General features: G+C 39.5%; 21 protein-coding genes. 8 read left to right on the forward strand and 13 right to left on the reverse strand.

What is annotated here, in order from left to right; all coding sequences use genetic code 11:
- Positions 1–572: 572 nt before the first annotated feature.
- Entirely contained in the window at positions 573–1,475 is a 903-nt protein-coding gene (nadC, locus tag PR761_RS13115) for a carboxylating nicotinate-nucleotide diphosphorylase (protein ID WP_039855130.1), read from the reverse strand.
- Between the two features lie 107 nt (positions 1,476–1,582).
- Between nadC and ampD the strand changes: the two genes are divergently transcribed.
- The 7 genes from ampD (at position 1,583) to yacG (ending at position 7,161) form a co-directional block, all read left to right on the forward strand.
- A complete protein-coding gene (gene ampD, locus PR761_RS13120; RefSeq protein ID WP_272519364.1) occupies positions 1,583–2,119 on the forward strand; it encodes a 1,6-anhydro-N-acetylmuramyl-L-alanine amidase AmpD in 537 nt (178 codons plus the stop codon).
- A 275-nt stretch (positions 2,120–2,394) separates the two neighbouring features.
- Positions 2,395–2,820 (forward strand): prepilin peptidase-dependent pilin, encoded by a 426-nt coding sequence (gene ppdD / locus PR761_RS13125; RefSeq protein WP_006814987.1) that lies wholly within the window; start codon positions 2,395–2,397, stop codon positions 2,818–2,820.
- Positions 2,821–2,833: 13 nt separating this feature from the next.
- A complete protein-coding gene (locus PR761_RS13130; RefSeq protein WP_154610658.1) occupies positions 2,834–4,231 on the forward strand; it encodes an ATPase, T2SS/T4P/T4SS family in 1,398 nt (465 codons plus the stop codon).
- Positions 4,231–5,418 carry a type II secretion system F family protein gene (locus PR761_RS13135; RefSeq protein ID WP_006814989.1) on the forward strand — a complete coding sequence of 396 codons (1,188 nt, stop codon included), beginning with the start codon at positions 4,231–4,233 and terminating at the stop codon, positions 5,416–5,418. The genes PR761_RS13130 and PR761_RS13135 overlap by 1 nt, the downstream gene beginning before the upstream one ends.
- 156 nt (positions 5,419–5,574) lie before the next feature.
- Positions 5,575–6,180, forward strand: coding sequence for a dephospho-CoA kinase (gene coaE, locus PR761_RS13140; RefSeq protein ID WP_112837215.1), 606 nt, complete (start codon positions 5,575–5,577; stop codon positions 6,178–6,180).
- An 8-nt stretch (positions 6,181–6,188) separates the two neighbouring features.
- Complete coding sequence (gene zapD / locus PR761_RS13145; protein ID WP_115164586.1) at positions 6,189–6,947, forward strand: cell division protein ZapD; 759 nt, start codon at positions 6,189–6,191, stop codon at positions 6,945–6,947.
- 16 nt (positions 6,948–6,963) lie between these two features.
- On the forward strand, positions 6,964–7,161 hold the full coding sequence (yacG, locus tag PR761_RS13150; protein ID WP_006814992.1) for a DNA gyrase inhibitor YacG: 198 nt from the start codon (positions 6,964–6,966) through the stop codon (positions 7,159–7,161).
- A 77-nt stretch (positions 7,162–7,238) separates the two neighbouring features.
- Here the strand turns inward: yacG and mutT are convergent, their stop codons facing one another.
- From mutT to secM, 3 genes are all read right to left on the reverse strand, one after another.
- Positions 7,239–7,637: an 8-oxo-dGTP diphosphatase MutT gene (gene mutT, locus PR761_RS13155; RefSeq protein WP_006814993.1), complete on the reverse strand. Its 399-nt coding sequence runs from the start codon at positions 7,635–7,637 to the stop codon at positions 7,239–7,241.
- A 59-nt stretch (positions 7,638–7,696) separates the two neighbouring features.
- Positions 7,697–10,408, reverse strand: coding sequence for a preprotein translocase subunit SecA (gene secA / locus PR761_RS13160; RefSeq protein ID WP_006814994.1), 2,712 nt, complete (start codon positions 10,406–10,408; stop codon positions 7,697–7,699).
- A gap of 99 nt (positions 10,409–10,507) precedes the next feature.
- Positions 10,508–11,041 (reverse strand): secA translation cis-regulator SecM, encoded by a 534-nt coding sequence (secM, locus tag PR761_RS13165; protein WP_154610659.1) that lies wholly within the window; start codon positions 11,039–11,041, stop codon positions 10,508–10,510.
- 90 nt (positions 11,042–11,131) lie between these two features.
- Here secM and PR761_RS13170 point away from each other — a divergent pair, with 90 nt between their 5' ends.
- Positions 11,132–11,653, forward strand: coding sequence for a DUF721 domain-containing protein (locus PR761_RS13170; RefSeq protein ID WP_112837218.1), 522 nt, complete (start codon positions 11,132–11,134; stop codon positions 11,651–11,653).
- A gap of 43 nt (positions 11,654–11,696) precedes the next feature.
- On the opposite strand, the gene lpxC is transcribed toward PR761_RS13170, so the two are convergent.
- The 9 genes from lpxC to murD form a co-directional block, all read right to left on the reverse strand.
- Positions 11,697–12,614, reverse strand: coding sequence for a UDP-3-O-acyl-N-acetylglucosamine deacetylase (lpxC, locus tag PR761_RS13175; RefSeq protein WP_006814998.1), 918 nt, complete (start codon positions 12,612–12,614; stop codon positions 11,697–11,699).
- Between the two features lie 100 nt (positions 12,615–12,714).
- On the reverse strand, positions 12,715–13,872 hold the full coding sequence (gene ftsZ / locus PR761_RS13180) for a cell division protein FtsZ (RefSeq protein ID WP_006814999.1): 1,158 nt from the start codon (positions 13,870–13,872) through the stop codon (positions 12,715–12,717).
- Positions 13,873–13,928: 56 nt separating this feature from the next.
- Complete coding sequence (ftsA, locus tag PR761_RS13185) at positions 13,929–15,185, reverse strand: cell division protein FtsA (protein ID WP_006815000.1); 1,257 nt, start codon at positions 15,183–15,185, stop codon at positions 13,929–13,931.
- 44 nt (positions 15,186–15,229) lie between these two features.
- Positions 15,230–16,036, reverse strand: coding sequence for a cell division protein FtsQ (gene ftsQ, locus PR761_RS13190; RefSeq protein ID WP_006815001.1), 807 nt, complete (start codon positions 16,034–16,036; stop codon positions 15,230–15,232).
- 1 nt (position 16,037) lies between these two features.
- Positions 16,038–16,958: a D-alanine--D-alanine ligase gene (locus PR761_RS13195; protein ID WP_006815002.1), complete on the reverse strand. Its 921-nt coding sequence runs from the start codon at positions 16,956–16,958 to the stop codon at positions 16,038–16,040.
- 2 nt (positions 16,959–16,960) lie between these two features.
- A complete protein-coding gene (gene murC, locus PR761_RS13200) occupies positions 16,961–18,424 on the reverse strand; it encodes a UDP-N-acetylmuramate--L-alanine ligase (protein WP_039855135.1) in 1,464 nt (487 codons plus the stop codon).
- A gap of 54 nt (positions 18,425–18,478) precedes the next feature.
- The gene (gene murG, locus PR761_RS13205; RefSeq protein ID WP_112837220.1) at positions 18,479–19,555 is read right to left on the reverse strand and encodes an undecaprenyldiphospho-muramoylpentapeptide beta-N-acetylglucosaminyltransferase; all 1,077 of its coding nucleotides are present in this window, start codon (positions 19,553–19,555) and stop codon (positions 18,479–18,481) included.
- Positions 19,552–20,745: a cell division protein FtsW gene (gene ftsW / locus PR761_RS13210; RefSeq protein ID WP_006815005.1), complete on the reverse strand. Its 1,194-nt coding sequence runs from the start codon at positions 20,743–20,745 to the stop codon at positions 19,552–19,554. Before ftsW ends, murG begins: the two co-directional genes overlap by 4 nt.
- Positions 20,745–22,070, reverse strand: coding sequence for a UDP-N-acetylmuramoyl-L-alanine--D-glutamate ligase (gene murD, locus PR761_RS13215; RefSeq protein ID WP_006815006.1), 1,326 nt, complete (start codon positions 22,068–22,070; stop codon positions 20,745–20,747). The genes ftsW and murD overlap by 1 nt, the downstream gene beginning before the upstream one ends.

Below are 22,070 nucleotides of genomic sequence, written 5' to 3' on the forward strand. Positions count from 1 at the left end.
TAATTATTGATTATCTAGTACCCAGTGTTAATTGGTAATACCAATTTATTTATGGCTTAATAAAGTAACAAAGTATTCACTATCTGTCCATAAAGACCTTGCGCTAAATCATAAAATCCTGCAAGTTTTAACGAAAAATTTTAAAAAAAAGCATTAATTAATAACCAAACTCTGACCAAGCTGTACGCAGTTTTAACATCAATTTAATTTTTTATGCTTCAAAAATAAAAACTGAAGCGTTACAGCCAACCATGGTTTGATTTTTTATCTTAATTATTTGAATAATAATTCACTCATTATTGTTGTCTTATATTTAGACAAAAAGCACATTAATTAATGTTGCTAGCTTGTTAAGTTCATTGATGAAAAAATGTTCTTATTCTCAGCATGTCATTTTTACAATAACTATTGAGTTAATAAACACTCTAGTAGAAACCATCATCATTGAATTCATAACTAAATATGGGCCAAGCTACTGCATCACTCAGTTTAAAGAAGCAGGGAATATCAAAATGTGATTTATAATCTTATTACCCCTGCTACCTTGAGCCATACTTTTTAAAATTAAGCGGCTAATGCTTTAGTTCTACAAAGCGCATAGAGAGGTCCATCGCATGAATGTGCTTTGTTAGTGCCCCGACTGAAATAAAATCAACTCCAGTTTCTGCGTACTCTCTAATAGTTGTTAATGTGACATTTCCCGAAACTTCAAGAGCCGCTTTACCATCAGCAAGAACCACTGCATCTTTCATCATATCTGTTGTGAAATTATCAAGCATAATAATATCGGCATTAGCTTTAATGGCTTGAAGTAACTCATCTAAATTTTCAACTTCAACCTCAATGGGTACTTCAGGGTGAGATTCTCGAGCAAAAGAAATTGCTTGTTTTACTGATCCCGCAGAAATAATGTGATTTTCTTTAATGAGATAAGCATCAGATAAACCTAAACGGTGGTTATATCCTCCCCCCATTAAAACAGCATATTTCAATGCACTTCGTAATCCTGGAATAGTTTTACGGGTATCTAATAATTTAGTTCTTGTACCTTCAAGTTGCATGACATATTTTGCGGTCACCGTCGATACCGAGGAGAGTGTCTGTATAAAATTTAATGCGGTTCTTTCACCCGTTAATAAGATTTGTGATGGTCCTTGCATTTCGCATAGTACTTGGTTTGGTGAAACCTTATCCCCATCTTGAACTTTCCAATCAATTTGAACTTGATTACCCAATTGGTAGAAAACTTCCTCTAACCATTTCTGACCACAAAAAATCCCTTCTTCTCGCGTGATAATCCTTGCAGTAGCCTGTGTTTTTTCATTCAGTAATTGCCCTGTAATATCTTTTTTATAGTCAACAAATTGCCCCAAATCTTCCTTTAGAGCAACCGTGACCATAAAAGGAATATCTACAATTAATCGTTCTATCAATATCTTGCGTCGTTCTTGTTCATCATAACGTCGTATACTCATTACTAGCTCCAAAATATATCCCCGCAACATTTCATCTATGCTAATTCTTCTCAATAACAACTACGGGTACTTACAGAAAAAGAAAAGAGCATACTATGGATACTGATATGAAAATACATGAAGGATGGCTAAATAATGTGACTCATATCCCTTCCCCACACTGCGATTCGCGTCCTACGGATGAACATCCATCACTTTTAGTTATTCACAATATCAGTCTTCCACCAGGTCAATTTGGTGGCCCATATATTAATCAGCTATTTATGGGTACCTTAGATCCTAATGAACACCCCTTCTTTCAAGAGATCCAACATTTAAAAGTTTCAGCCCATTGTTTGATTCGCCGTAACGGTGAAATTATTCAATATGTTCCTTTTAATAAACGTGCGTGGCATGCGGGTCAATCTAGCTATCAAGGCAGAGAAAAATGTAATGACTTTTCTATCGGCATTGAGTTAGAAGGTACTGATTTTGAAGCTTTTACAGAATATCAATATATAGCACTAACTAAACTAACTAAGCTGTTAATTTCACAGTACCCACAAATTAAACACAATATTACAGGTCATAGTAATATTGCTCCCAGCCGTAAAACTGACCCAGGTCCTTACTTTGATTGGAAACAATATAAAAGTGCCCTATAAAATTAAATTTCCATCCTACTTTATTGGCTAATAATCATAATGGTTGATTAGCCAATCCCTTCACCATTCTTTTATTTATAGCAATATTTAATACCTAAGTTAGTATCAAAAAAATTTCTTAATCTAAATTTGCGAACCGCTTCGAAAAAAAATGTCACCGATAACAAATTACAAAATAAACTTACCAAGCTACTCGTAATCTTAATTTTCAATAAATAAATTTACTAAATAAGTAGATTATTATAGAGCCTCAATTAACTAAGGAGGCGTTATTCATGAATCAAAAAGGATTTTCACTTATCGAAATAATGATTGTGATAGCAATAATTTCAATATTAAGCGCGATCGCAATTCCAGGATATCAAGGTTATATGCAAAAAGCAGCAATGACAGATGTGCTACAAACGCTCCTATCTTATAAAAATAGTGTGGAATTATGTAGTTTTAATCAAGGGAGCTTCCTTGGATGTAATGGAGGGAAAAACAATATTCCTAGTGGAATTAAAGGAAAGTATTTAAAAAATATTGACGTCAAATCTGGTGTTATTCATTTTTCAGGGGATAAAACATTAACAAAGCTTTCTGGGACATTAACTCCTTTAGATTCAACAAATAACACTCAATTTCAATGGTCTACTGAGTGTAAGTCTGATAATGATGCGGATCTAAAAGCATTATGTGAAAAAACACTCAGTTTTTAATTAAGGGATTAATATGAACTCTGCAAAAGACAATCAATATATTTTTAAAGAGTTAAAAATATTATGTGATAAGAATTATATAGTTATTATTGATTACAATGAAAAAAGACTTTCTATTGCTACCTTAGAAAAGCCTAGTGATAACTTACTTTCCACATTAAGATTTATTGCAAGCGTACCTGTCTGCTATGAAATATGGCAAAAACAAAAAATTGACCATTACTTTAATCGCCAAGTTATAGAGATTAATGAAGAAGAAAAAGAGTATCAAGTCAATAATGAGCCTGTCAATGCAACGTCTCCAGCGGTTGGTTTTGTAGAGGACTTGCTAAAAATGGCAGTACGTAAGCGCTCATCTGATATTCATATTGAACCAACAAAACTAACAGTTAAAATTCGCTTACGCGTTGATGGTAAATTATATGTTGTACCATCTCCACCACATGAAATTAATAATGAAATAATTGCTCGTATAAAAATACTGGCAAAAATGAATATTGCAGAAAAGAGAGTTCCTCAAGATGGCCAAATGAGTTGGTTTTTTGAAGGACAAAATTTCAGTATCCGGCTATCGAGCATGCCAACAATCTACGGAGAAAAGTTGGTGCTTAGGTTACTTAATACACAACTTAAATATTCTATTGAAAACTTAGGTATGTGCTCATCTCTATTACCATTACTAAAAAGTAACTTGCAAAGGCCTCAAGGATTAATACTCGTTACTGGTCCTACCGGAAGTGGGAAAACAGTTACCTTATACAGCGCCCTAGAATATCTTAATCAGTCTTACAGAAATATTTCAACGATAGAAGATCCAATAGAGATCCCTCTTTCAGGAATAAACCAAACTCAAGTTCATGAAAAATATGATCTGACTTTTGCCTATATTTTACGAGCACTTCTACGTCAAGATCCTGATGTCATTATGATTGGTGAAATCAGAGATGAAGAGACTGCACAAATAGCCACTAGAGCAGCACAAACTGGTCATCTAGTATTATCCACGTTACACACTAATTGCACTATCAGTGCAATTACTCGAATGGAGCAACTGGGTATTGATAAAACACAACTTCAAGCTTGTTTAAAAATGGTTATTGCCCAACGACTAATACGAAAATTATGTCCTCATTGTAAACAGTCAAATAGTGTAAAAATTCAAATTGATGACGTTCACTCTGTTAATGAACAGCAAGCAAAAGGATGTGAGCGCTGCTTTTCTGGATTTATGGGGCGTACAGCTATTTATGAATATCTTAGTCAGCAGCAATTAGAACAGTTATTTCTAAAATCAAATAAACCTCTAAGTAATTTCAAATTTTTATTTCAATCCGGATTAGAACTTATTGACTCAGGGGAAACAACTTTACAAGAACTTTACTCGGTAATAGGTACGGAGGCTAATTACTAATGTTCGTTTATAATTATCAATCTATAAATAATAATAATCATTATACCCATAGCACGCTCATTGCTAAAAATAAAAAACAAGCTTTTTTATATCTATTGGAACAAGGAGAAACACCAATTATAATAAAATTAAAATCTATTTTCATCTTAGATAAAGTTAATTTAGATTTTAGAATCCATTTCTTTCATCAATTAAGCATATTAAGTTCGTCAGGAATCAGTCTACTTCAATGTTTTCATCTTCTACAAACTAATTGTCAACTTCCTTTATGGAAAAATATTATTCGGGAAATTATTAGGAACCTTGAAAATGGAGAAATGCTGACTAAAAATTTAAGTGAACATCCAAAGATATTTGATAGCACAATTATTAGCCTAATATTACTTGCGGAAAATACTGGAAAATATGAGGAGAGTTTCCTCATCATTAAAGGTATGCTTGAACACAAAAAAGAAACAGCTTTGATAATCAAAAAAGCATTACGTTACCCTATAACTTTACTTATTTTCTCAAGCCTAGTTTTAGTCATTATGCTAATTTTCGTCATTCCTCAATTTGCAGAAATTTATACTAGCTTTCAACATCAATTACCATCGATCACTCTTATTTTAATTTCTATCTCTCATTTTATTAGTACAAAAATAGAATTATTATCTATCATATTTTTCACCGTTGGATTGCTAGCAGCCCATTTCAGAATGAAGTTATCAGAATGCATAGTAGCTATAATAAGTAGAATTCCATATATTAATTGCATAATAAGATTGAATAATTTAAATTTATATTTTTTAACCGTATCCTCCACATTGAGCTCTGGGCTACCACTCTCTGAATGTTTAAAATGCTCAATTAAGACTATCACCAATAAAAGATACAATAATGATTGCCAGTTTATTTACCAATCCATCATTAAAGGTGAGTCATTATCAGAGTCGATGAAAAAAACAAGTTTATTCCCTAGCTTAGCTATTCAACTTATTTCAATTGCAGAAGAATCTGGAAAACTTGAACATTTTACATTATATTTATTTAATTATTACATGGAGCAATATATATCTATTACCGAGCAACGTTTAAAAAGTATAGAGCCAATCTTACTTATTCTGATTTCGAGCTTTATCTGCTTAATTATGCTAGCTATGTACTTACCAATATTTAACTTAGGAAATGCCATTTCTGGTGTTTAAGTTATTACTTAATTGAGATTATAAATTTTAGATGATAAAAAATAGCGCGATGTCACATATATATATTAATCCTATAATTCAGATTGAATTGTATACAGACAAACTTAAAGTTTCGGTGTAACCTGTTTTATTTCTAATTAGTTAATGAATCAATTTATGCCTTATATAGTTGCTCTCACTGGTGGTATTGGTAGTGGTAAAACAACGGTTGCCAACCAGTTTTCTAAACTTGGAGTCCCTATTGTTGATGCGGATGTTATTGCTCGGCAAATTGTCGAGCTTAATACTCCGGCATTAGGCTACATTACGCAACATTTTGGACAAGATATCTTGAACTCTGATGGTATGCTGAATAGAGCTCGCCTAAGAGAGATCATCTTCTCTCAACCTAAAGAAAAAAAATGGTTGAATGCATTACTTCATCCATTGATACAGCAAGAAACCAAGAAACAGCTACAGCAATCTAAATTTCCATATGTCTTATGGGTTGTACCTTTATTGATCGAAAATAATATCTCTCATTTAGCTAATCGAGTTTTAGTTGTTGATGTCACCAAAGAAGAGCAAATTGAGAGAACAGTAAAGCGAGATAACATCAGTCAAGAGCAAGCTATCAAGATATTAGATGCTCAAGTCAGTCGAGAAAAAAGATTGTCTTATGCTGATGATATTATTTCGAACCATACAAATGATACAAACATCACTGATAGAGTTATAGAGCTGCATAAAAAATATTTAGCACTCGCAGAAAGACAAGAATAGGAATACACATGGGCGAACAAACAGATACAAACTTGGTCACTTATGAATACCCAATGAATGAAAAAATTCGTTCTTGGTTACGCCTTGAAACCCTGCTATTACAAATTTATGAGCAGAGTAATATTACTTCCTATGCATCTGGGATTGCCTTTTTTCGCTCAGTTTCCGAGCTCATCGAAATTTTAGATAGAGGCGAAGTCCGTACTGACCTAATAAAAGAATTAGAGAAATATAAAACAAAGTTATTGAATTGGGCTGAATCCCCCAATGTGGATAAGCAACTACTCACATCCTTAACCGATGACTTATCCAATAAGCTATCTATTCTGACTTTAGCACCACGATTCGGTCACTTGCTCAGAACAGATAAAATTATCAGTATGGTTCGTCAACGTCTTAGCATTCCTGGTGGCTGCTGTAATTTCGATCTTCCTACCCTGCAGTTATGGTTGCATATCCCTCAAACAGAGCGGAGTGATGAAATCAAAATGTGGCTAACAAGTATCGACCCTTTACATGAAGCACTACAGACTGTTCTCTCACTTATTCGCCAGAATGGTCACTTTGAAGATAGGCAATCTCATAATGGTTTTTACCAAGGTAATGTGGAAGGTAAAGAATTACTACGTATTAAGCTCAGCCCCGACGATTTGCTCTATCCACAAATTTCTGGGCACAAAAATCGTTTTGCACTACGTTTCCTGCACATTGATAGTGAGAATGGTATACTCCCCGAAGTGATTAATTTTCAGCTAGCCTGCTGTTAGTTTTGGGAATAGAAGTATGAGCGAAGTGATTGAAGTAAATTGTCCAACTTGCCAAAAAGTAGTGATTTGGAATGAAAATAGCCCTTATCGCCCATTTTGTTGTAAACGCTGTCAATTAATTGACTTAGGTGAATGGGCCGCTGAAGAGAAACGAATTGGAAGCCAAGGGGATATTTCCGATAGCGATAACTGGAGTGAGCAACCTGATCATTAATGGTTAAATAGGCTATCAACCGTGGAAAATAGTCTTCCGTGTCTATTTTCCACAAGTTAAACATTGATCCTGAGTAATTAGACTGCTTTTGTCAGCATATCAACAATAACTCGATTCGCTGGTGGGAATTCATCAGCAATTAAGTCTTCCTGATCAATCCAGCGAAATTTTTGTCCCTCTCTTCCATAAGGTTCATTCCGCCAATCAGAAACCATAAAGAAATAGAGTGTAATAAACCTATCGTCAAATTCATGGTCAACTCGATGAAACAAACTACAATCAGTTACTATGATCCCAACTTCCTCTTCTAACTCCCGAATCAAAGCATCTTCCGGTAGCTCGCCTTGTTCTAGCTTCCCACCAGGAAACTCCCAAAAGCCTGCCATATGAGTACCTTCAGGACGTTGGGTTATAAAAATATGTTGCTGAGCAGTTCGAATAATTCCCGCTGCAATATGTAAATGTTTTTTTTCCATAATTTCTTCGTTAAAAAGGCGGGAATTCCCGCCTTTATTTAATAATCAATGAATCTCTATTAATTCAAACGTCCATGACACTGTTTGTATTTTTTACCTGAACCACAAGGACATGGGTCATTACGACCAATCTTATTCCCTTGAGTTGCAATTTTTGCTTCAGCTTCTGTCATTAATGATTCAGTTTCAGTCGCATGACTTAAATGCTGTTTCTTAGCTAGACGTTCTGCTTCTTCACGGCGCTGTTGTTCTAATGCTTCAACTTCTTCAGGTAAGCGAACTTGCACTTTAGACAAGGTACTGATCACTTCATACTTCAGCGCTTCCAACATACTTGCAAACATACTGAAAGATTCACGTTTGTACTCTTGTTTTGGATCTTTTTGTGCATAACCACGTAAATGGATACCTTGGCGTAAATAGTCCATAGAGGCCAAATGCTCTTTCCACAATGTGTCCAGAGTTTGTAACATAACCCCTTTTTCAAAGTTACGCATAGCTTCTTCACCAACGATTTCCTCTTTACGTTGATAAATTTCAATCGCTTTTTCCATAATACGTTCACGCAGAGTTTCTTCATGTAACTCAGGCTCTTTATCTAACCACTCTTTGATTGGTAGATCGAGGTCGAAATCACTCACTAAGCGTTTATGTAGACCATCAATATCCCACATTTCTTCAAGTGATTGAGGTGGAATATAAGCATCCATTGTCGTCGACAATACATCTTCACGAATGCTATCAACTGTTTCTTTGATATCACCGCCATCCAACAATTCATTACGCTGAGAATAAATAGCACGGCGTTGGTCACTTGCAACATCATCATATTCAAGTAACTGTTTACGAATATCAAAGTTACGACTTTCAACTTTACGTTGTGCGTTTGCGATAGCTTTAGTTACCCAAGGATGCTCAATAGCTTCACCCGGTTTCATACCCAGCTTTTTCATCATGCCAGTGACACGATCAGAAGCAAAGATACGCATTAATGCATCTTCCATGGATAAATAGAAACGTGAAGAACCCGCATCCCCTTGACGACCCGCACGACCACGTAACTGGTTATCAATACGGCGAGATTCATGGCGCTCAGTACCAATAATATGTAAACCGCCCGCAGCTAAAACTTCATCATGACGAATTTTCCAATTAGCCTTGATTTCATCAATTTGTTCTTGAGTTGGCTCTTCTAATGCCGCAACTTCTGACTGCCAGCTGCCACCTAATACAATATCAGTACCACGACCAGCCATGTTAGTTGCGATAGTTACTGCACCAGATTGCCCCGCATTAGCAATGATATCTGCTTCCATTGAGTGGAATTTAGCATTCAAGACATTATGAGCAATTTTTGCTTTATTCAGCGCATTAGAAATCATCTCAGATTTTTCAATTGAGATAGTACCAACCAGCACCGGTTGACCTTTCGCTGTTCTTTCACGGATATCTTCAATAATGGCTTCAAATTTATCTGCTTCTGTCATATAGACTAAATCAGGTAAATCTTTACGCACCATTGGACGGTTAGTTGGGATAACAATGGTATCAAGCTTATAAATAGAGCTAAATTCAAATGCCTCAGTATCCGCAGTACCCGTCATACCAGCTAATTTTTCATATAAGCGGAAATAATTCTGGAATGTTATTGAGGCAAGAGTTTGGTTCTCATTGTGGATCTCAACACCTTCTTTCGCTTCAACTGCTTGGTGTAAACCATCGGACCAACGGCGACCGTCCATTGTACGACCAGTATGCTCATCAACAATAATGACTTGATTGTCTTTAACAATGTAGTCAACATCACGGGTGAATAATGCATGGGCACGTAAACCTGCCATGACATGGTGCATAAGCATGATATTCGATGGTGAATACAAAGATTCGCCTTCATCCATAAGACCGGCATTCACTAGTAACTCTTCAACCAAGACTAAACCACGCTCAGTGATAGTAACTTGACGAGATTTTTCATCTACGGAGAAGTGACCTTCACCTTGGAAAGTATCTGAATCTTCCTTCTCTTGACGAATTAATTTTGGAATTAATTTATCAACTTGAGTATACAGATCCGAACTATCTTCCGCAGGACCAGAAATAATGAGTGGTGTACGAGCCTCATCAATTAAAATTGAATCCACCTCATCCACTAACGCATAGTGCAATTTGCGTTGAACTCGCTCTTCAGGGCTGAATGCCATGTTGTCACGTAAATAGTCGAAACCAAATTCGTTGTTAGTACCATAAGTAATATCTGCCGCATATGCTTGACGTTTCGCTGGCGCAGCCATACCGGATAAATTGATACCAACTGTTAAGCCTAAGAATTCAAATAGTGGACGGTTATTTTCAGCATCACGTTTTGCCAAATAATCGTTCACGGTAACAACGTGAACGCCCTTACCAGATAACGCATTCACATATGCCGGTAATGTAGCCGTTAATGTTTTACCTTCACCTGTACGCATCTCTGCGATACAACGCTCATTAAGCACCATACCACCAATTAATTGGACGTCGAAATGGCGCATTCCGAATACACGTTTACTGGCTTCACGCACAGTAGCAAATGCTTCAGGAATAATATTTTCAATGCTTTCACCTTGCTTAATACGCTCACGAAATTCTGTTGTTTTTGCTTTTAGTTCTTCGTCAGATAGTTTTTCAAACTCAGGCTCTAGACGGTTAATTTTTTCTACTTCTTTGCGTAAACGACGCAGTGTACGCTCATTACGGCTACCAAATACTTTGGTTAATAATTTAGTTAACATATTTTTTCTCAGGTAAATCAGTTAATTATTAGAATAAATTCGTGATAAAAAACAATAACATCCCATCATAAAGTATGGAGATACAATCGTTAAATAGACTTAAGCGCAGAGAGGACCGGCTCTAATCCCATGAACCTGAGCAACCCAAATTGCAGGTTGATAGACCGTAAAGGTTGGATAGATATGATGGCTACTCTGTAAGCTTGCCACATCTCGTTGAAGTGAACGTTGTGCCAGCATGGCATACAACGTATCAATCATTAACTGTGGTGCAAAATGCTGCTCTTTTGGCAGCACTCTTTTACCGGTATCCTCATCTTCATTGGTTGAAAATGCAAAAGTCAGTTGCCGGATAACATTACGAACAGCATGCTGCTGCCAATAGTTAACTGAATAGGAAGATGAAGATGAAGATGAAGAACGTTGAGAACTCTGTTGGGCAAACAAGTTATCGAAAGCATTTACAGCCTGGCTTTGGCGATTAACTGGTGTAGAGTTAATTTGAGTTTGTTGGGATTGGGACAAGGCATTTAGAATTGTAGGCAAGCCGACACCAGTAGCCACAACACCTAATAATAGGTGGGACCAAAAGTATCTTCTACCTAAATGTCGCCAAAAATTTAAAATACCCATCAAACTCTTATATAATCTGTATATTGAAGTATTATTGCTTCTCAGTTATGTTCCCACACCTTTGGCTATAGCGAAAAATGAGAGTTCACAATGAGAGATAGTCATCCGCAACCGCTTTTTAATGTACTCGAAGAGTCGTTGTCAAAAACATCCAATACATTACAAACTATTCAGCGGAATGCAAAAGCGATTCTCAAACTGAACCAAGTTGTAAAAAATTTGCTACCAGCAGAAATAAAGCCTATGTGCCGTGTGGCAAACTATCGCAATAATATTATGGTTCTCGAAGTGGCTAACGCCAGTTGGATGACCCGTCTTAATTATGAAAAATTAAATCTTCTTTCCGCATTAAGAACTTCCATTCTACCATCTTTATCGTCTATCGACATCAGAATCAATCCCGATCTTATACGAAAAACTAAGCAAAATAGCTCACTGAATAAGCAATCAGTTTCAACTAAGACAAATCGTAATCAAAGACAGATAAGTGTACAGACGGCAGAACAATTATTGAAATTGGCTGAAAGAAGCCCAAAAGGATTAAAGGAGAGATTCGAGCGGCTGGCTGCATTAGCCGGAGAGGGTACTAATGCAACCAACAGAAAAGGCTAAACCTGAGTATTACAATTCAGAAATAGCAGCATAATAGAAACTATTATGCAAATACAGCCGAAGGCGCTTTGAATGCCAGAGGTAGTTCAGCTTCATCTTCATAGGTAACCAAATCCCAAGCAGATTCTTTAGCCAGAACAGCTTGTAGAAGCTTGTTATTCAGTGCGTGACCCGATTTGAATGCAGTGAATGCACCAATAATATTGTGTCCACACATGAATAAGTCACCAATTGCATCAAGCATTTTGTGACGAACGAATTCATCTTCAAAGCGTAAACCATCTTCATTGAGAACTTTGTAGTCATCAACCACGATAGCACAGTCAAAACTACCGCCTAAGCATAAACCTTTCGATTGCAGATATTCAATATCACGCATAAAACCAAATGTACGCGCACGACTGATTTGGTTCACAAAAGATTCCGCAGAGAAATCCATTGCATAACGCTGAGTGCTGGTATCAATCGCAGGGTGTTGGAAGTCGATAGTGAAATCTAAGCTAAAGCCATTATAAGGTGACATCTCTGCCCACTTATCACCATCTTCAACACGTACTGTTTCTTTAATGCGTAAGAATTTCTTCGCACAATTTAATTCTTCAATACCGCCATCTAGCAGTAAGAAAACAAAAGGTGCAGCACTGCCATCCATAATAGGGATTTCAGGCGCGTTGACTTCAATAACAATGTTATCGATACCTAATCCTGCTAATGCAGCATTCAAATGCTCAACAGTAGAAATACGCACGTTATCTTCATTGACTAAGCAAGTACATAACATGGTATCGCGAACTGATTTCGCATCTGCCGGAAAATCAACCGGTGGATTAAGGTCAGTACGACGGTAGATGACCCCGGTGTTTGCCGGTGCTGGACGTAAAGTAAGCGTAACTTTTTTGCCGGTATGTAAACCAACACCAGTCGCTTTAATAATACGTTTTAGTGTCCGTTGTTTGATCATCGTATTTTCTCGCAATGTTATAAGTCCTACTGACTATCATAAGGGATAGTCAGTAGAAAATTTTAGCACAAAAAGCGGAAAAACCAATTAAATTAAAAAATTAATCAGCCTGTTTACGCAAGAACGCTGGAATATCTAAATAATCCGGTTCTTTGTTTGTCTGCGTATTTTGGTCATTAACTGCTTTTGCAGCTGGTTTTTCTTCATTTAATGAAGACATGCTATTTTGCATTTGCTGATAGCGCTGCTCCATTGAAGCTTGCTGAGACATTTTATTACTGACCAATGTGATTTCTGGACGTTTATCCATACCAATACCGGTAGCAACAACTGTTACACGCAGCTCTTCATGCATTTCTGGGTCTAAAGAAGTACCAATTACGACCGTTGCATTATCAGATGCAAATGCACGGATGGTATTACCCACAGTTTCGAATTCATCCAGACGCAGGTCAAAACCAGCCGTGATGTTAACCAGCACACCACGCGCGCCAGACAAGTCGATATCTTCCAGAAGTGGACTAGAAATTGCCATTTCTGCCGCTTCTTCAGCTCGATCTTCTCCACGTGCAACACCGGAGCCCATCATCGCGTAACCCATTTCTGACATCACAGTACGCACGTCAGCAAAGTCCACGTTCATTAAACCTGGGCGAGTAATCAGCTCTGCGATACCCTGAACTGCACCTTTTAATACGTCATTTGCCGCACCAAAAGCATCCAGTAAAGAGATACCTCGACCAAGAACTTTTAATAATTTGTCATTCGGAATAGTAATCAATGAGTCAACATGCTTAGATAACTCAGTGATACCCGCTTCAGCGAATGCCATGCGTTTTTTGCCTTCAAAATTGAATGGCTTAGTCACGACAGCAACTGTCAGGATACCTAATTCTTTAGCAACTTCAGCAACAACTGGCGCTGCTCCGGTACCTGTACCACCGCCCATACCAGCGGCGATAAAGACCATGTCTGCTCCATCAAGAGCATTGCGTAATGCTTCACGGTCTTCTTCAGCAGCATTGCGACCCACTTCTGGGTTTGCACCCGCACCCAGACCTTTAGTAATACCGGTCCCGATTTGGATAGTTTGTCCTACTGCGGTTTTACGCAGAGCTTGTGCGTCTGTATTCACAGCAAAGAATTCAACGCCTTCAATTCGCTCGCGTACCATGTGTTCAACGGCATTTCCGCCGCCGCCGCCAACGCCGATGACCTTAATCACCGCATCATTGGTTAGCTCCATTGGTTCAAACATAATGTCTCTCCGTTTTGTGCTTAAATCGAAGCTAATAATATGCTTCTAAATAAAAATTAAAATTCTTTTCTCAACCAGCTGGTTAGCTTACTAAACCACCCGCTAACTGAAGCACGTTTTTCCGTTTCGGTATCATCGCCAAGATGGCTTTCTTTACCGTAATGCAGGAGCCCTACAGCAGTGGAGTAGTACGGCTCCTGAGCATAATCCGTTAATCCTGTTATATTAAGTGGTGTACCAATTCTTACCTGCGTATGGAACACTTTTTGAGCACATTCGACGAGGCCATCAATTTGAGCCGCACCACCAGTCAGGACAATACCTGCGGCTAAGTGGTGTTTGACACCTTGTAAGCGTAACTGTTCCTGTAAATTTAAAATTTCTTCATTTACTAAATTTAACAGCTCAGTATACCGCGGCTCAATGACTTCTGCTAAGGTTTGGCGTTGCAAACTTCTTGGCGGACGCCCCCCTACACTTGGCACTTCAACCGTCTCATCTTTACTAACAATAGAGCCGACCGCACAACCATGGCGTATTTTAATCGCTTCTGCATCTGTTGGTGGTGTACCAAAGGCATACGCGATATCACTCGTGACCACATTACCCGCATAAGGGATAACTTTAGTATGTCGTAATGCACCACCAGTATAGACTGCCATATCCATCGTGCCGCCACCGATATCAACGACACACACACCTAATTCACGTTCATCTTCAGTAAGTACGCTGTAACTTGCGGCGAGACCAGCAAAAATAAGCTGATCAACTTTTAACCCACAACGCTCTACAGCCTTCACAATGTTCTTCGCCATATCATTATGGCAAGTAATTAAATGCACTTTAGCTTGCATCCGAACACCCGATAGACCCACTGGATTTTTAATACCTTCTTGGTAGTCAATCGCGAATTCTTGCGGAATCACATGCAGAATTCGATGTTCGTCTTTAACTCTGACTGATTTAGCCGTGTGAACCACACTGTCCACATCTTCTTGAGTCACTTCTTCTTCTGAAATTGGCACCATACCAATTTCATTTTGACAGCTTACATGCTTACCTGATAATGCAAGGTAAACAGAGGAAATCTGGCAATCAGCCATTAATTCAGCTTGATCGATCGTTCTCTGGACGCATTTAACGACGGATTCAAGATCGTTAACGCCACCTTTGTCCATTCCACGAGATGGACAGCTTCCCACCCCAATAATATTAACCATACCATCGGGCAGAATTTCGCCTACCAGGGCTGATACCTTGGAAGTTCCAATTTCAAGGCCTACCACTAATTTTCTGTCCGTTGCTTTAATCATTTGCTTCTGCCTATCTGCCTAATTTGAGTTATTAGCAATCTGCCCTATTGGAAACCCTGTGGAGCATCGACTAAAACGGGAGCCCATCCTACCGCGGCACCACTGGTATAACGCAAGTCGACATAATCGACGCGTTTATCCGTTGTTTGCTGTAAAAGCGGATAAAGTTCAAGAAAACGATTTAACCGCTCTAATACATCCTTTTTACCTAGCTCTACTCGTACATCATTATCTAAAATAATCTGCCATGCATGGCGCGCTGTCATAGAAATGGATTTTAGTTTCAAGTTATTTTTCGCCAAAATATCCTTTAAGACAGTAAATTCTTTTAAAACCTCACCCTGACTACCCTGTGGACCATACAGCATCACATAATCGCCTTTTCCATTTTGGCTAGCAGGAAGGCTAAATACCCGACCTTCCTTATCTACCATGCTTTGGTCATTCCATCGGGCAAAAGGCTTATATTCTACAATATGAATTTTCAGTTCATCAGGCCATTGTTTACGTACAGTCACCTGACGGATCCAAGGCATCATACTAATTTGATTCTGGATGGCATTGACGTCTACCGTCATAAATGTTCCTGGTTGCCCAAGGGATAAAATCGCCTTCCGAACATCATCATTAGTGGTATAAGCTCGCTCTCCCGTTAAGACTAACTTTGACATCGGCAGCCTATCGGCATCTTTCATCCAAGTCATCACGGTCCAACCACTCCAAATGATTGTGCCTACAACCATTAGGAAGAAAATCAACCCACCTAAAAACGCACCATTACTCGGTCTAGAGCCTGGATCTTCGTCTTTATCGTCATTATGATGCCTAACGTTTAACGCTGCCTGTGACATATCAACTAGCCAATTCCAAAATACGCGCCACTAATTGTGAAAAATCTAAGCCGGCCTGACGTGCTGCCATCGGAACCAGACTATGACTGGTCATTCCCGGCGAAGTATTCACCTCAAGCAAATAGAATTTACCATCGCTATCTTGCATCACATCTACACGACCCCAGCCACGGCAACCTACGGCTTGATAAGCTTGCATTGCGATATCTGCAAGTTCAGCTTCGCGCTGAGAATCTAATCCGCTAGGGCAAAAATATTGTGTTTCATCCGACAAATATTTCGCTTCATAGTCATAAAACACGCCCGGAGGTTGAATTCGGATTGAAGGCAATACGTTATCGCCCAGCACCGCAACCGTGTATTCAGGACCGCTTAACCACTTTTCAATCAATAATGTATCATCAAAACGAAACGCTAATTCGATAGCTTCTGGTAAAGCATCCAAAGAATCAACTTTACTCATTCCAACACTAGAACCTTCCAAGCTTGGTTTGACGATCAATGGTAGCCCAAGATGCTTAACCTGCTGAGCTAACTGCTCTTTTTTAATATTAGTATATTTCTGCCTATTAAGTGAAATATATGGAGAAACACTTAGCCCTGCACCTTGCCATAATTGTTTTGTTCGCAGTTTATCCATACTCAGTGCGGATGCCATCACCCCACTTCCAGTATAAGGAAGACCAAGAAATTCAAGCATTCCTTGAATTGTCCCATCTTCTCCACCACGACCATGTAATGCGATAAACACTTTATCAAAACCAGCGTCTTTCAACGTCACAACAGGAAAATTTTGAGTATCAATCGGGTGTGCATCAATACCAGCTTGGCGTAACCCAGCCAATACGGCATTTCCTGACTGAAGTGAAACCTCACGTTCAGCAGATGTTCCACCTAATAGAACAGCAACTTTCTCTGTCATACTTATTCCTCAACCATCGGGGGCTGTAACTTAGTTTCAGCAAGGCTTTTGGCTATTTTACCAATATTTCCTGCGCCTTGAACTAAAATTAAGTCGTTACCATCAAGAACTTGTGCCAGCATATGTGAAACTTGCTCTGGTTCAGCCACAAAAATTGGGTCAACTTGCCCACGGCTACGGATAGTTCGACATAATGAGCGGCTATCTGCGCCAGGAACTGGCTTTTCGCCTGCCGAATAAACTTCTAACATGAGCAACACATCAACCTGCCCAAGTACGTTTGCAAAGTCATCATATAAATCACGCGTACGTGTATATCTATGTGGCTGGAAAATCATCACAATGCGCTTGTCGGGCCATCCAGCTCTTGCCGCTTTAATCGTCGCATCGACTTCTGTTGGATGATGACCATAATCATCCACCAACATCACTTCACCCTCTTTACCATTCACGTTGCGTAAAGCGTAATTGCCTAAGAAGTCAAAACGGCGACCAGTGCCTTGAAATTCAACTAGAGCAGATAGAATATGTAAGTCGTCAATTCCTTCTTCCGTTGCCACGGCAACCGCTGCAGTCGCATTCAACGCATTATGGCGGCCAGGTGCATTCAGAACAACGGTTAGCTCAGGCATACCTTCACGTGCAATGGTGAAGAAACCTTGATTACCTTTTTGTGTGTATTTCGTAATACGAACATCAGCATCTTCACTAAAACCATAGGTCGTAATGTAGCGACCAATTTTAGGTAATAATGAACGGATTACTGGATCATCAATACACATTACTGCACGGCCATAAAATGGCAGATTATGTAAGAAGTTGATGAAAGTATCTGTCAGGTTTTCGAAATTTCCCTGATAGGTATCCATATGGTCAGCTTCAATATTCGTAACGACTGCGACTAATGGTTGCAAATGCAAGAATGACGCATCGCTTTCATCTGCTTCTGCAATCAGATAGCGGCTGCTACCTAAACGCGCATGTGTACCCGCCGATTTAACTAATCCACCATTCACAAATGTTGGGTCTAAACCTGCTTGAGCATAGATCCCAGAAATCATTGCCGTTGTCGTCGTTTTCCCATGAGTTCCTGCAACTGCGATACCATGGCGATAACGCATTAACTCAGCCAACATTTCTGCACGACGAATAACCGGAATACGCAATTCTTTCGCAGCTTGAATTTCAGGGTTATCCATAGAAATGGCAGTGGAGACAACCACGACACTAGCATTTTCAACATTTTCAGGGCGATGGTTAAAATAGATTGTCGCCCCAAGCGCAGTAAGCTGTTGAGTAACAGGGTTCGGCGCTAAATCCGAACCACTAATTTCATAACCTTCGTTAGCCAACACTTCAGCGATACCACCCATGCCAGCACCACCGATGCCAACAAAATGAATGTGCCGAACTCTTCTCATTTCTGGCACTGATGTTCTTAATTTCGCTAATTGCTGTGTATTCACTGTATTTCCGCTTCTCTATAAATTCTGTCTAAATTTCACTGCCGAGATTTGCTATTATTTTTTAGCGACTTCGCAGATTACCGCTGCGACACGTTCTGTTGCGTCTGTGATCGCGCAACCATAGGCTTTTTCAGCCATCACTAATAATTCAGCTCTGTCCCACTGGTCGAGTAACTCGGCAACAGCATCAGGGGTAAATTGTGGCTGCTCAATAATCTTTGCAGCCCCAGCTTGTTCTAGTGGTAACGCATTCCAATATTGCTGGCGGTCTTTGTGCTGGAAAGGGACAAAAATCGCAGGTAAGCCAGCAGCAGCGACCTCGCTAACGGTTAATGCACCTGAGCGGCAAACAACAATATCAGCCCATGCGTAAGCTTGCGCCATATCATCAATAAATTCAGTCACTTTAAACTCAGAATTGACTGAATTTTTCAAGCAACCATTATACAGTGCTTCTGTCGATTCCTTACCGCCTTTTCCCGCCTGATGCCAGATATTTAACTGTTTGGTTACTTTTCCAGCAACCACAGGCATGACTTGATTCAAAATACGAGCGCCTTGACTCCCTCCTACAACCAGAACGCGTATAGCGCCTTCTCGCCCTGTAAGGCGAGTTTGCGGTGCAGGAAGAGCTAAGACATCTTCACGTACTGGGTTTCCAACCACGGGCGCATTAGGGAATGCGCCAGGAAATGCTTGTAATACTTTTGTTGCAATTTTGGATAACCATTTATTGGTTAATCCTGCAATCCCATTCTGTTCATGGAGAACAACAGGAACACCGCATTGCCATGCAGCAATTCCTCCTGGTCCGGAAACATAGCCGCCCATACCTAAAACTGCATCAGGTTGATAGTGTTTAATGATCGCTTTCGCTTGGCGGATAGCTTTATAAATACGCCAAGGTGCTCCAATCAATGCACCTAGACCTTTACCTCTTAAACCAGAGATTTGAATAAATTCGATATCGATACCATGTTTAGGGACTAAAGTTGCTTCCATTCGATCCGCAGTTCCCAACCAGCGAATTTCCCAACCTTGAGCCTGCAAATAGTGTGCTACAGCCAAACCAGGGAAAACATGTCCCCCAGTCCCACCAGCCATAACGAGTAATTTTTTTGCCTGACTCATTTGGAACTCCTTACAAACGCCTGAGCTTTCTCAAGACGTGTCTCATAATCGATTCGCAGTAATACCGCAATTGCCGCGGACATGACTAATAAACTGGAACCACCATAACTAATCAATGGGAGGGTTAACCCTTTAGTTGGTAGCATACCTGCTGCGGCACCTACGTTTACTAACGCTTGAAAGGTAAACCAAATACCAATTGAGCAAGCGAGATATCCACCAAAAAGTTGATTTGATAGCAAAGCGCGACGCCCAACCATCATGGCTCTAAATGCCAACATAAAGACCATCAGCAATACCAGTACAACACCAACATAGCCCAGCTCTTCCGCTAATACAGAAAAAATAAAGTCGGTATGAGCCTCTGGTAAATACTCTAATTTTTGTACTGAGTTACCCAGCCCTTGTCCGAGTAACTCACCTCGACCAAATGCCATCAGTGACTGAGTTAACTGATAGCCACTACCGAATGGGTCGTCCCACGGATTTAAGAATGAAGTCACACGACGTAAGCGATAAGGTTCAAAAATGATTAAGGCTAAAACCCCGACTCCACAAGCCGCAATACCAATAATAAATGGTGCTAATCTAGCACCTGCTAAAAATAGCAGCCCAAGAGTCGTGACAACCAATACCACAACAGTCCCTAAGTCAGGCTGTAGTAATAATAAAAGCGCCATGAAAATCAAAATACACATTGGTTTTACAAAACCAAAAAATTTAGTCCGTACTTCATCTGATTTACGAACTAAATAGCTAGAAACATAGCAAAACAGTGCAAATTTCGAAATTTCAGCAGGCTGAATTTTTACGATACCAATATCTATCCAGCGTGATGCCCCGTTAACCGAGCTACCCGCGACCAGCACCACTGCAAGCATAGCTAAGGCAATCATCAATAGGGTAAAACTGTATTTTTCCCATGTCGCCATAGAAATACGCATTACACCTAATACCAGTAGAAAAGCGATGACCAGATAAACCACATCACGCTTTGCAAAATAGAATGGGTCATCCGTTAATTTTTGCCCAACAGGCATGGATGCCGAAGTCACCATGATAAAACCAATTGCTGCCAAACCGAATGCTAGCCAGACCAATGTACGGTCATAGAGTGTCGTGCCTGAAATCACGCCATTCTTTTCACCAATGACCCAATTTTTTATACGCAAAGCACCCGGTATGGTCATTAACCTAACTCCTTAGCTAACTGAGCAAAGATATCGCCACGCTGTTCAAAGCTTTTAAACTGATCCAAACTCGCACAAGCTGGGGATAACAGCACCATATCCCCTGTTTTCAATAAAGGTGCAATTTGGCGCAGACTTTGCTCCATCGTCTCAGTGAGTACTGATTTTTCTGGCGCTAATTCCGCAAGCTGCTTACCATCACGACCAAAGCAGTACAGGCGATAATTATCTGCCGAAATATAGTTTTTCAGTGGTGAAAAATCTGCCGATTTACCATCACCACCCAGCAGTAGATAAATAGTACCATCCACATGTAAACCATTTAATGCAGCTTCAGTGCTACCTACGTTGGTGGCTTTAGAATCGTTAATCCAACGAACTCCATTATTAAATAATACTAATTGGAAGCGATGAACTAAGCCCGCATACTCTTTTAATACTTTGATGCTAGCTTCACGAGGAATACCAACCGTATCCGCTAAAGCTAATGCAGCTAGTGCATTCATATAGTTATGCTGCCCAGTTAAATGCATTTCTGAGGCATCTAACACCGTTTCCCCTTTCGCTATCAAAACTCGCTTTTGAGTATCAAAGTAGTAATCGCCATTATTTAACCCAAAGCTAGTACATTGATTGAGCCGATGGTCAGTAGGGAGCGTTAAGACATCCTGAGCATTAACAATACAATGTTGTGCATTGTCATAAATTCGTAATTTAGCCGCGCGATACTGTTCCAACCCTAGTGGATAGCGATCCATATGATCTTCACTGATATTCAATACTGTCGCAGCAGCTGCTTGTAAACTAGAGGTCGTCTCCAATTGGAAGCTAGACAGCTCTAACACATACAAACTATGACCTTGATTTAACAGTGATAACGCTGGAATACCAATATTTCCGCCAACACCGACAGAAATGCCAGCGGCTTTAGCCATTTCGCCAACTAAAGAGGTCACAGTACTTTTACCATTTGAACCGGTAATCGCTACGATAGGTGCATCTACCTCACGGCAAAACAGTTCAATATCACCAACAATTTCAATGCCTTTATTGGCGGCTAATTGTAGTTGCTTAGTTGCCAGTGCAATACCTGGACTCGCCACAATTAAGTCGGCTTGTAGCAGCCATTCATCATTCAAACTTCCACTATGGCAAATCACATTATCGGGAAGTTTATCAATGCCGGGCGGCACAGCGCGGGTATCCATCACACGAGGAACAACACCACGCGTGAGGAAAAATTGAACACACGATAGGCCAGTTAACCCTAAGCCTATAATGACAACGTTTTTACCCTGATACTGCTGAGCCTGTAAACCAACCAT

It is taken from the genome of Providencia sp. PROV210, assembly GCF_028479445.1.
GTDB classification, from domain to species: Bacteria; Pseudomonadota; Gammaproteobacteria; order Enterobacterales; family Enterobacteriaceae; genus Providencia; species Providencia rustigianii.

Bases quoted from the DNA above. Each gene is read 5' to 3' on its own strand.
- nadC (WP_039855130.1), bottom strand. From the start codon at position 1,475: ATGAGTATACGACGTTATGATGAACAAGAACGACGCAAGATATTGATA.
- ftsA (WP_006815000.1), bottom strand. From the start codon at position 15,185: ATGATTAAAGCAACGGACAGAAAATTAGTGGTAGGCCTTGAAATTGGA.
- PR761_RS13130 (WP_154610658.1), top strand. From the start codon at position 2,834: ATGAACTCTGCAAAAGACAATCAATATATTTTTAAAGAGTTAAAAATA.
- ftsQ (WP_006815001.1), bottom strand. From the start codon at position 16,036: ATGTCACAGGCAGCGTTAAACGTTAGGCATCATAATGACGATAAAGAC.
- ftsW (WP_006815005.1), bottom strand. From the start codon at position 20,745: ATGACCATACCGGGTGCTTTGCGTATAAAAAATTGGGTCATTGGTGAA.
- PR761_RS13170 (WP_112837218.1), top strand. From the start codon at position 11,132: ATGAGAGATAGTCATCCGCAACCGCTTTTTAATGTACTCGAAGAGTCG.
- murD (WP_006815006.1), bottom strand. From the start codon at position 22,070: ATGGTTGGTTTACAGGCTCAGCAGTATCAGGGTAAAAACGTTGTCATT.
- secA (WP_006814994.1), bottom strand. From the start codon at position 10,408: ATGTTAACTAAATTATTAACCAAAGTATTTGGTAGCCGTAATGAGCGT.
- ampD (WP_272519364.1), top strand. From the start codon at position 1,583: ATGAAAATACATGAAGGATGGCTAAATAATGTGACTCATATCCCTTCC.
- PR761_RS13195 (WP_006815002.1), bottom strand. From the start codon at position 16,958: ATGACAGAGAAAGTTGCTGTTCTATTAGGTGGAACATCTGCTGAACGT.
- coaE (WP_112837215.1), top strand. From the start codon at position 5,575: ATGCCTTATATAGTTGCTCTCACTGGTGGTATTGGTAGTGGTAAAACA.
- lpxC (WP_006814998.1), bottom strand. From the start codon at position 12,614: ATGATCAAACAACGGACACTAAAACGTATTATTAAAGCGACTGGTGTT.
- ppdD (WP_006814987.1), top strand. From the start codon at position 2,395: ATGAATCAAAAAGGATTTTCACTTATCGAAATAATGATTGTGATAGCA.
- secM (WP_154610659.1), bottom strand. From the start codon at position 11,041: ATGGGTATTTTAAATTTTTGGCGACATTTAGGTAGAAGATACTTTTGG.
- murG (WP_112837220.1), bottom strand. From the start codon at position 19,555: ATGAGTCAGGCAAAAAAATTACTCGTTATGGCTGGTGGGACTGGGGGA.
- ftsZ (WP_006814999.1), bottom strand. From the start codon at position 13,872: ATGTTTGAACCAATGGAGCTAACCAATGATGCGGTGATTAAGGTCATC.
- yacG (WP_006814992.1), top strand. From the start codon at position 6,964: ATGAGCGAAGTGATTGAAGTAAATTGTCCAACTTGCCAAAAAGTAGTG.
- PR761_RS13135 (WP_006814989.1), top strand. From the start codon at position 4,231: ATGTTCGTTTATAATTATCAATCTATAAATAATAATAATCATTATACC.
- zapD (WP_115164586.1), top strand. From the start codon at position 6,189: ATGGGCGAACAAACAGATACAAACTTGGTCACTTATGAATACCCAATG.
- mutT (WP_006814993.1), bottom strand. From the start codon at position 7,637: ATGGAAAAAAAACATTTACATATTGCAGCGGGAATTATTCGAACTGCT.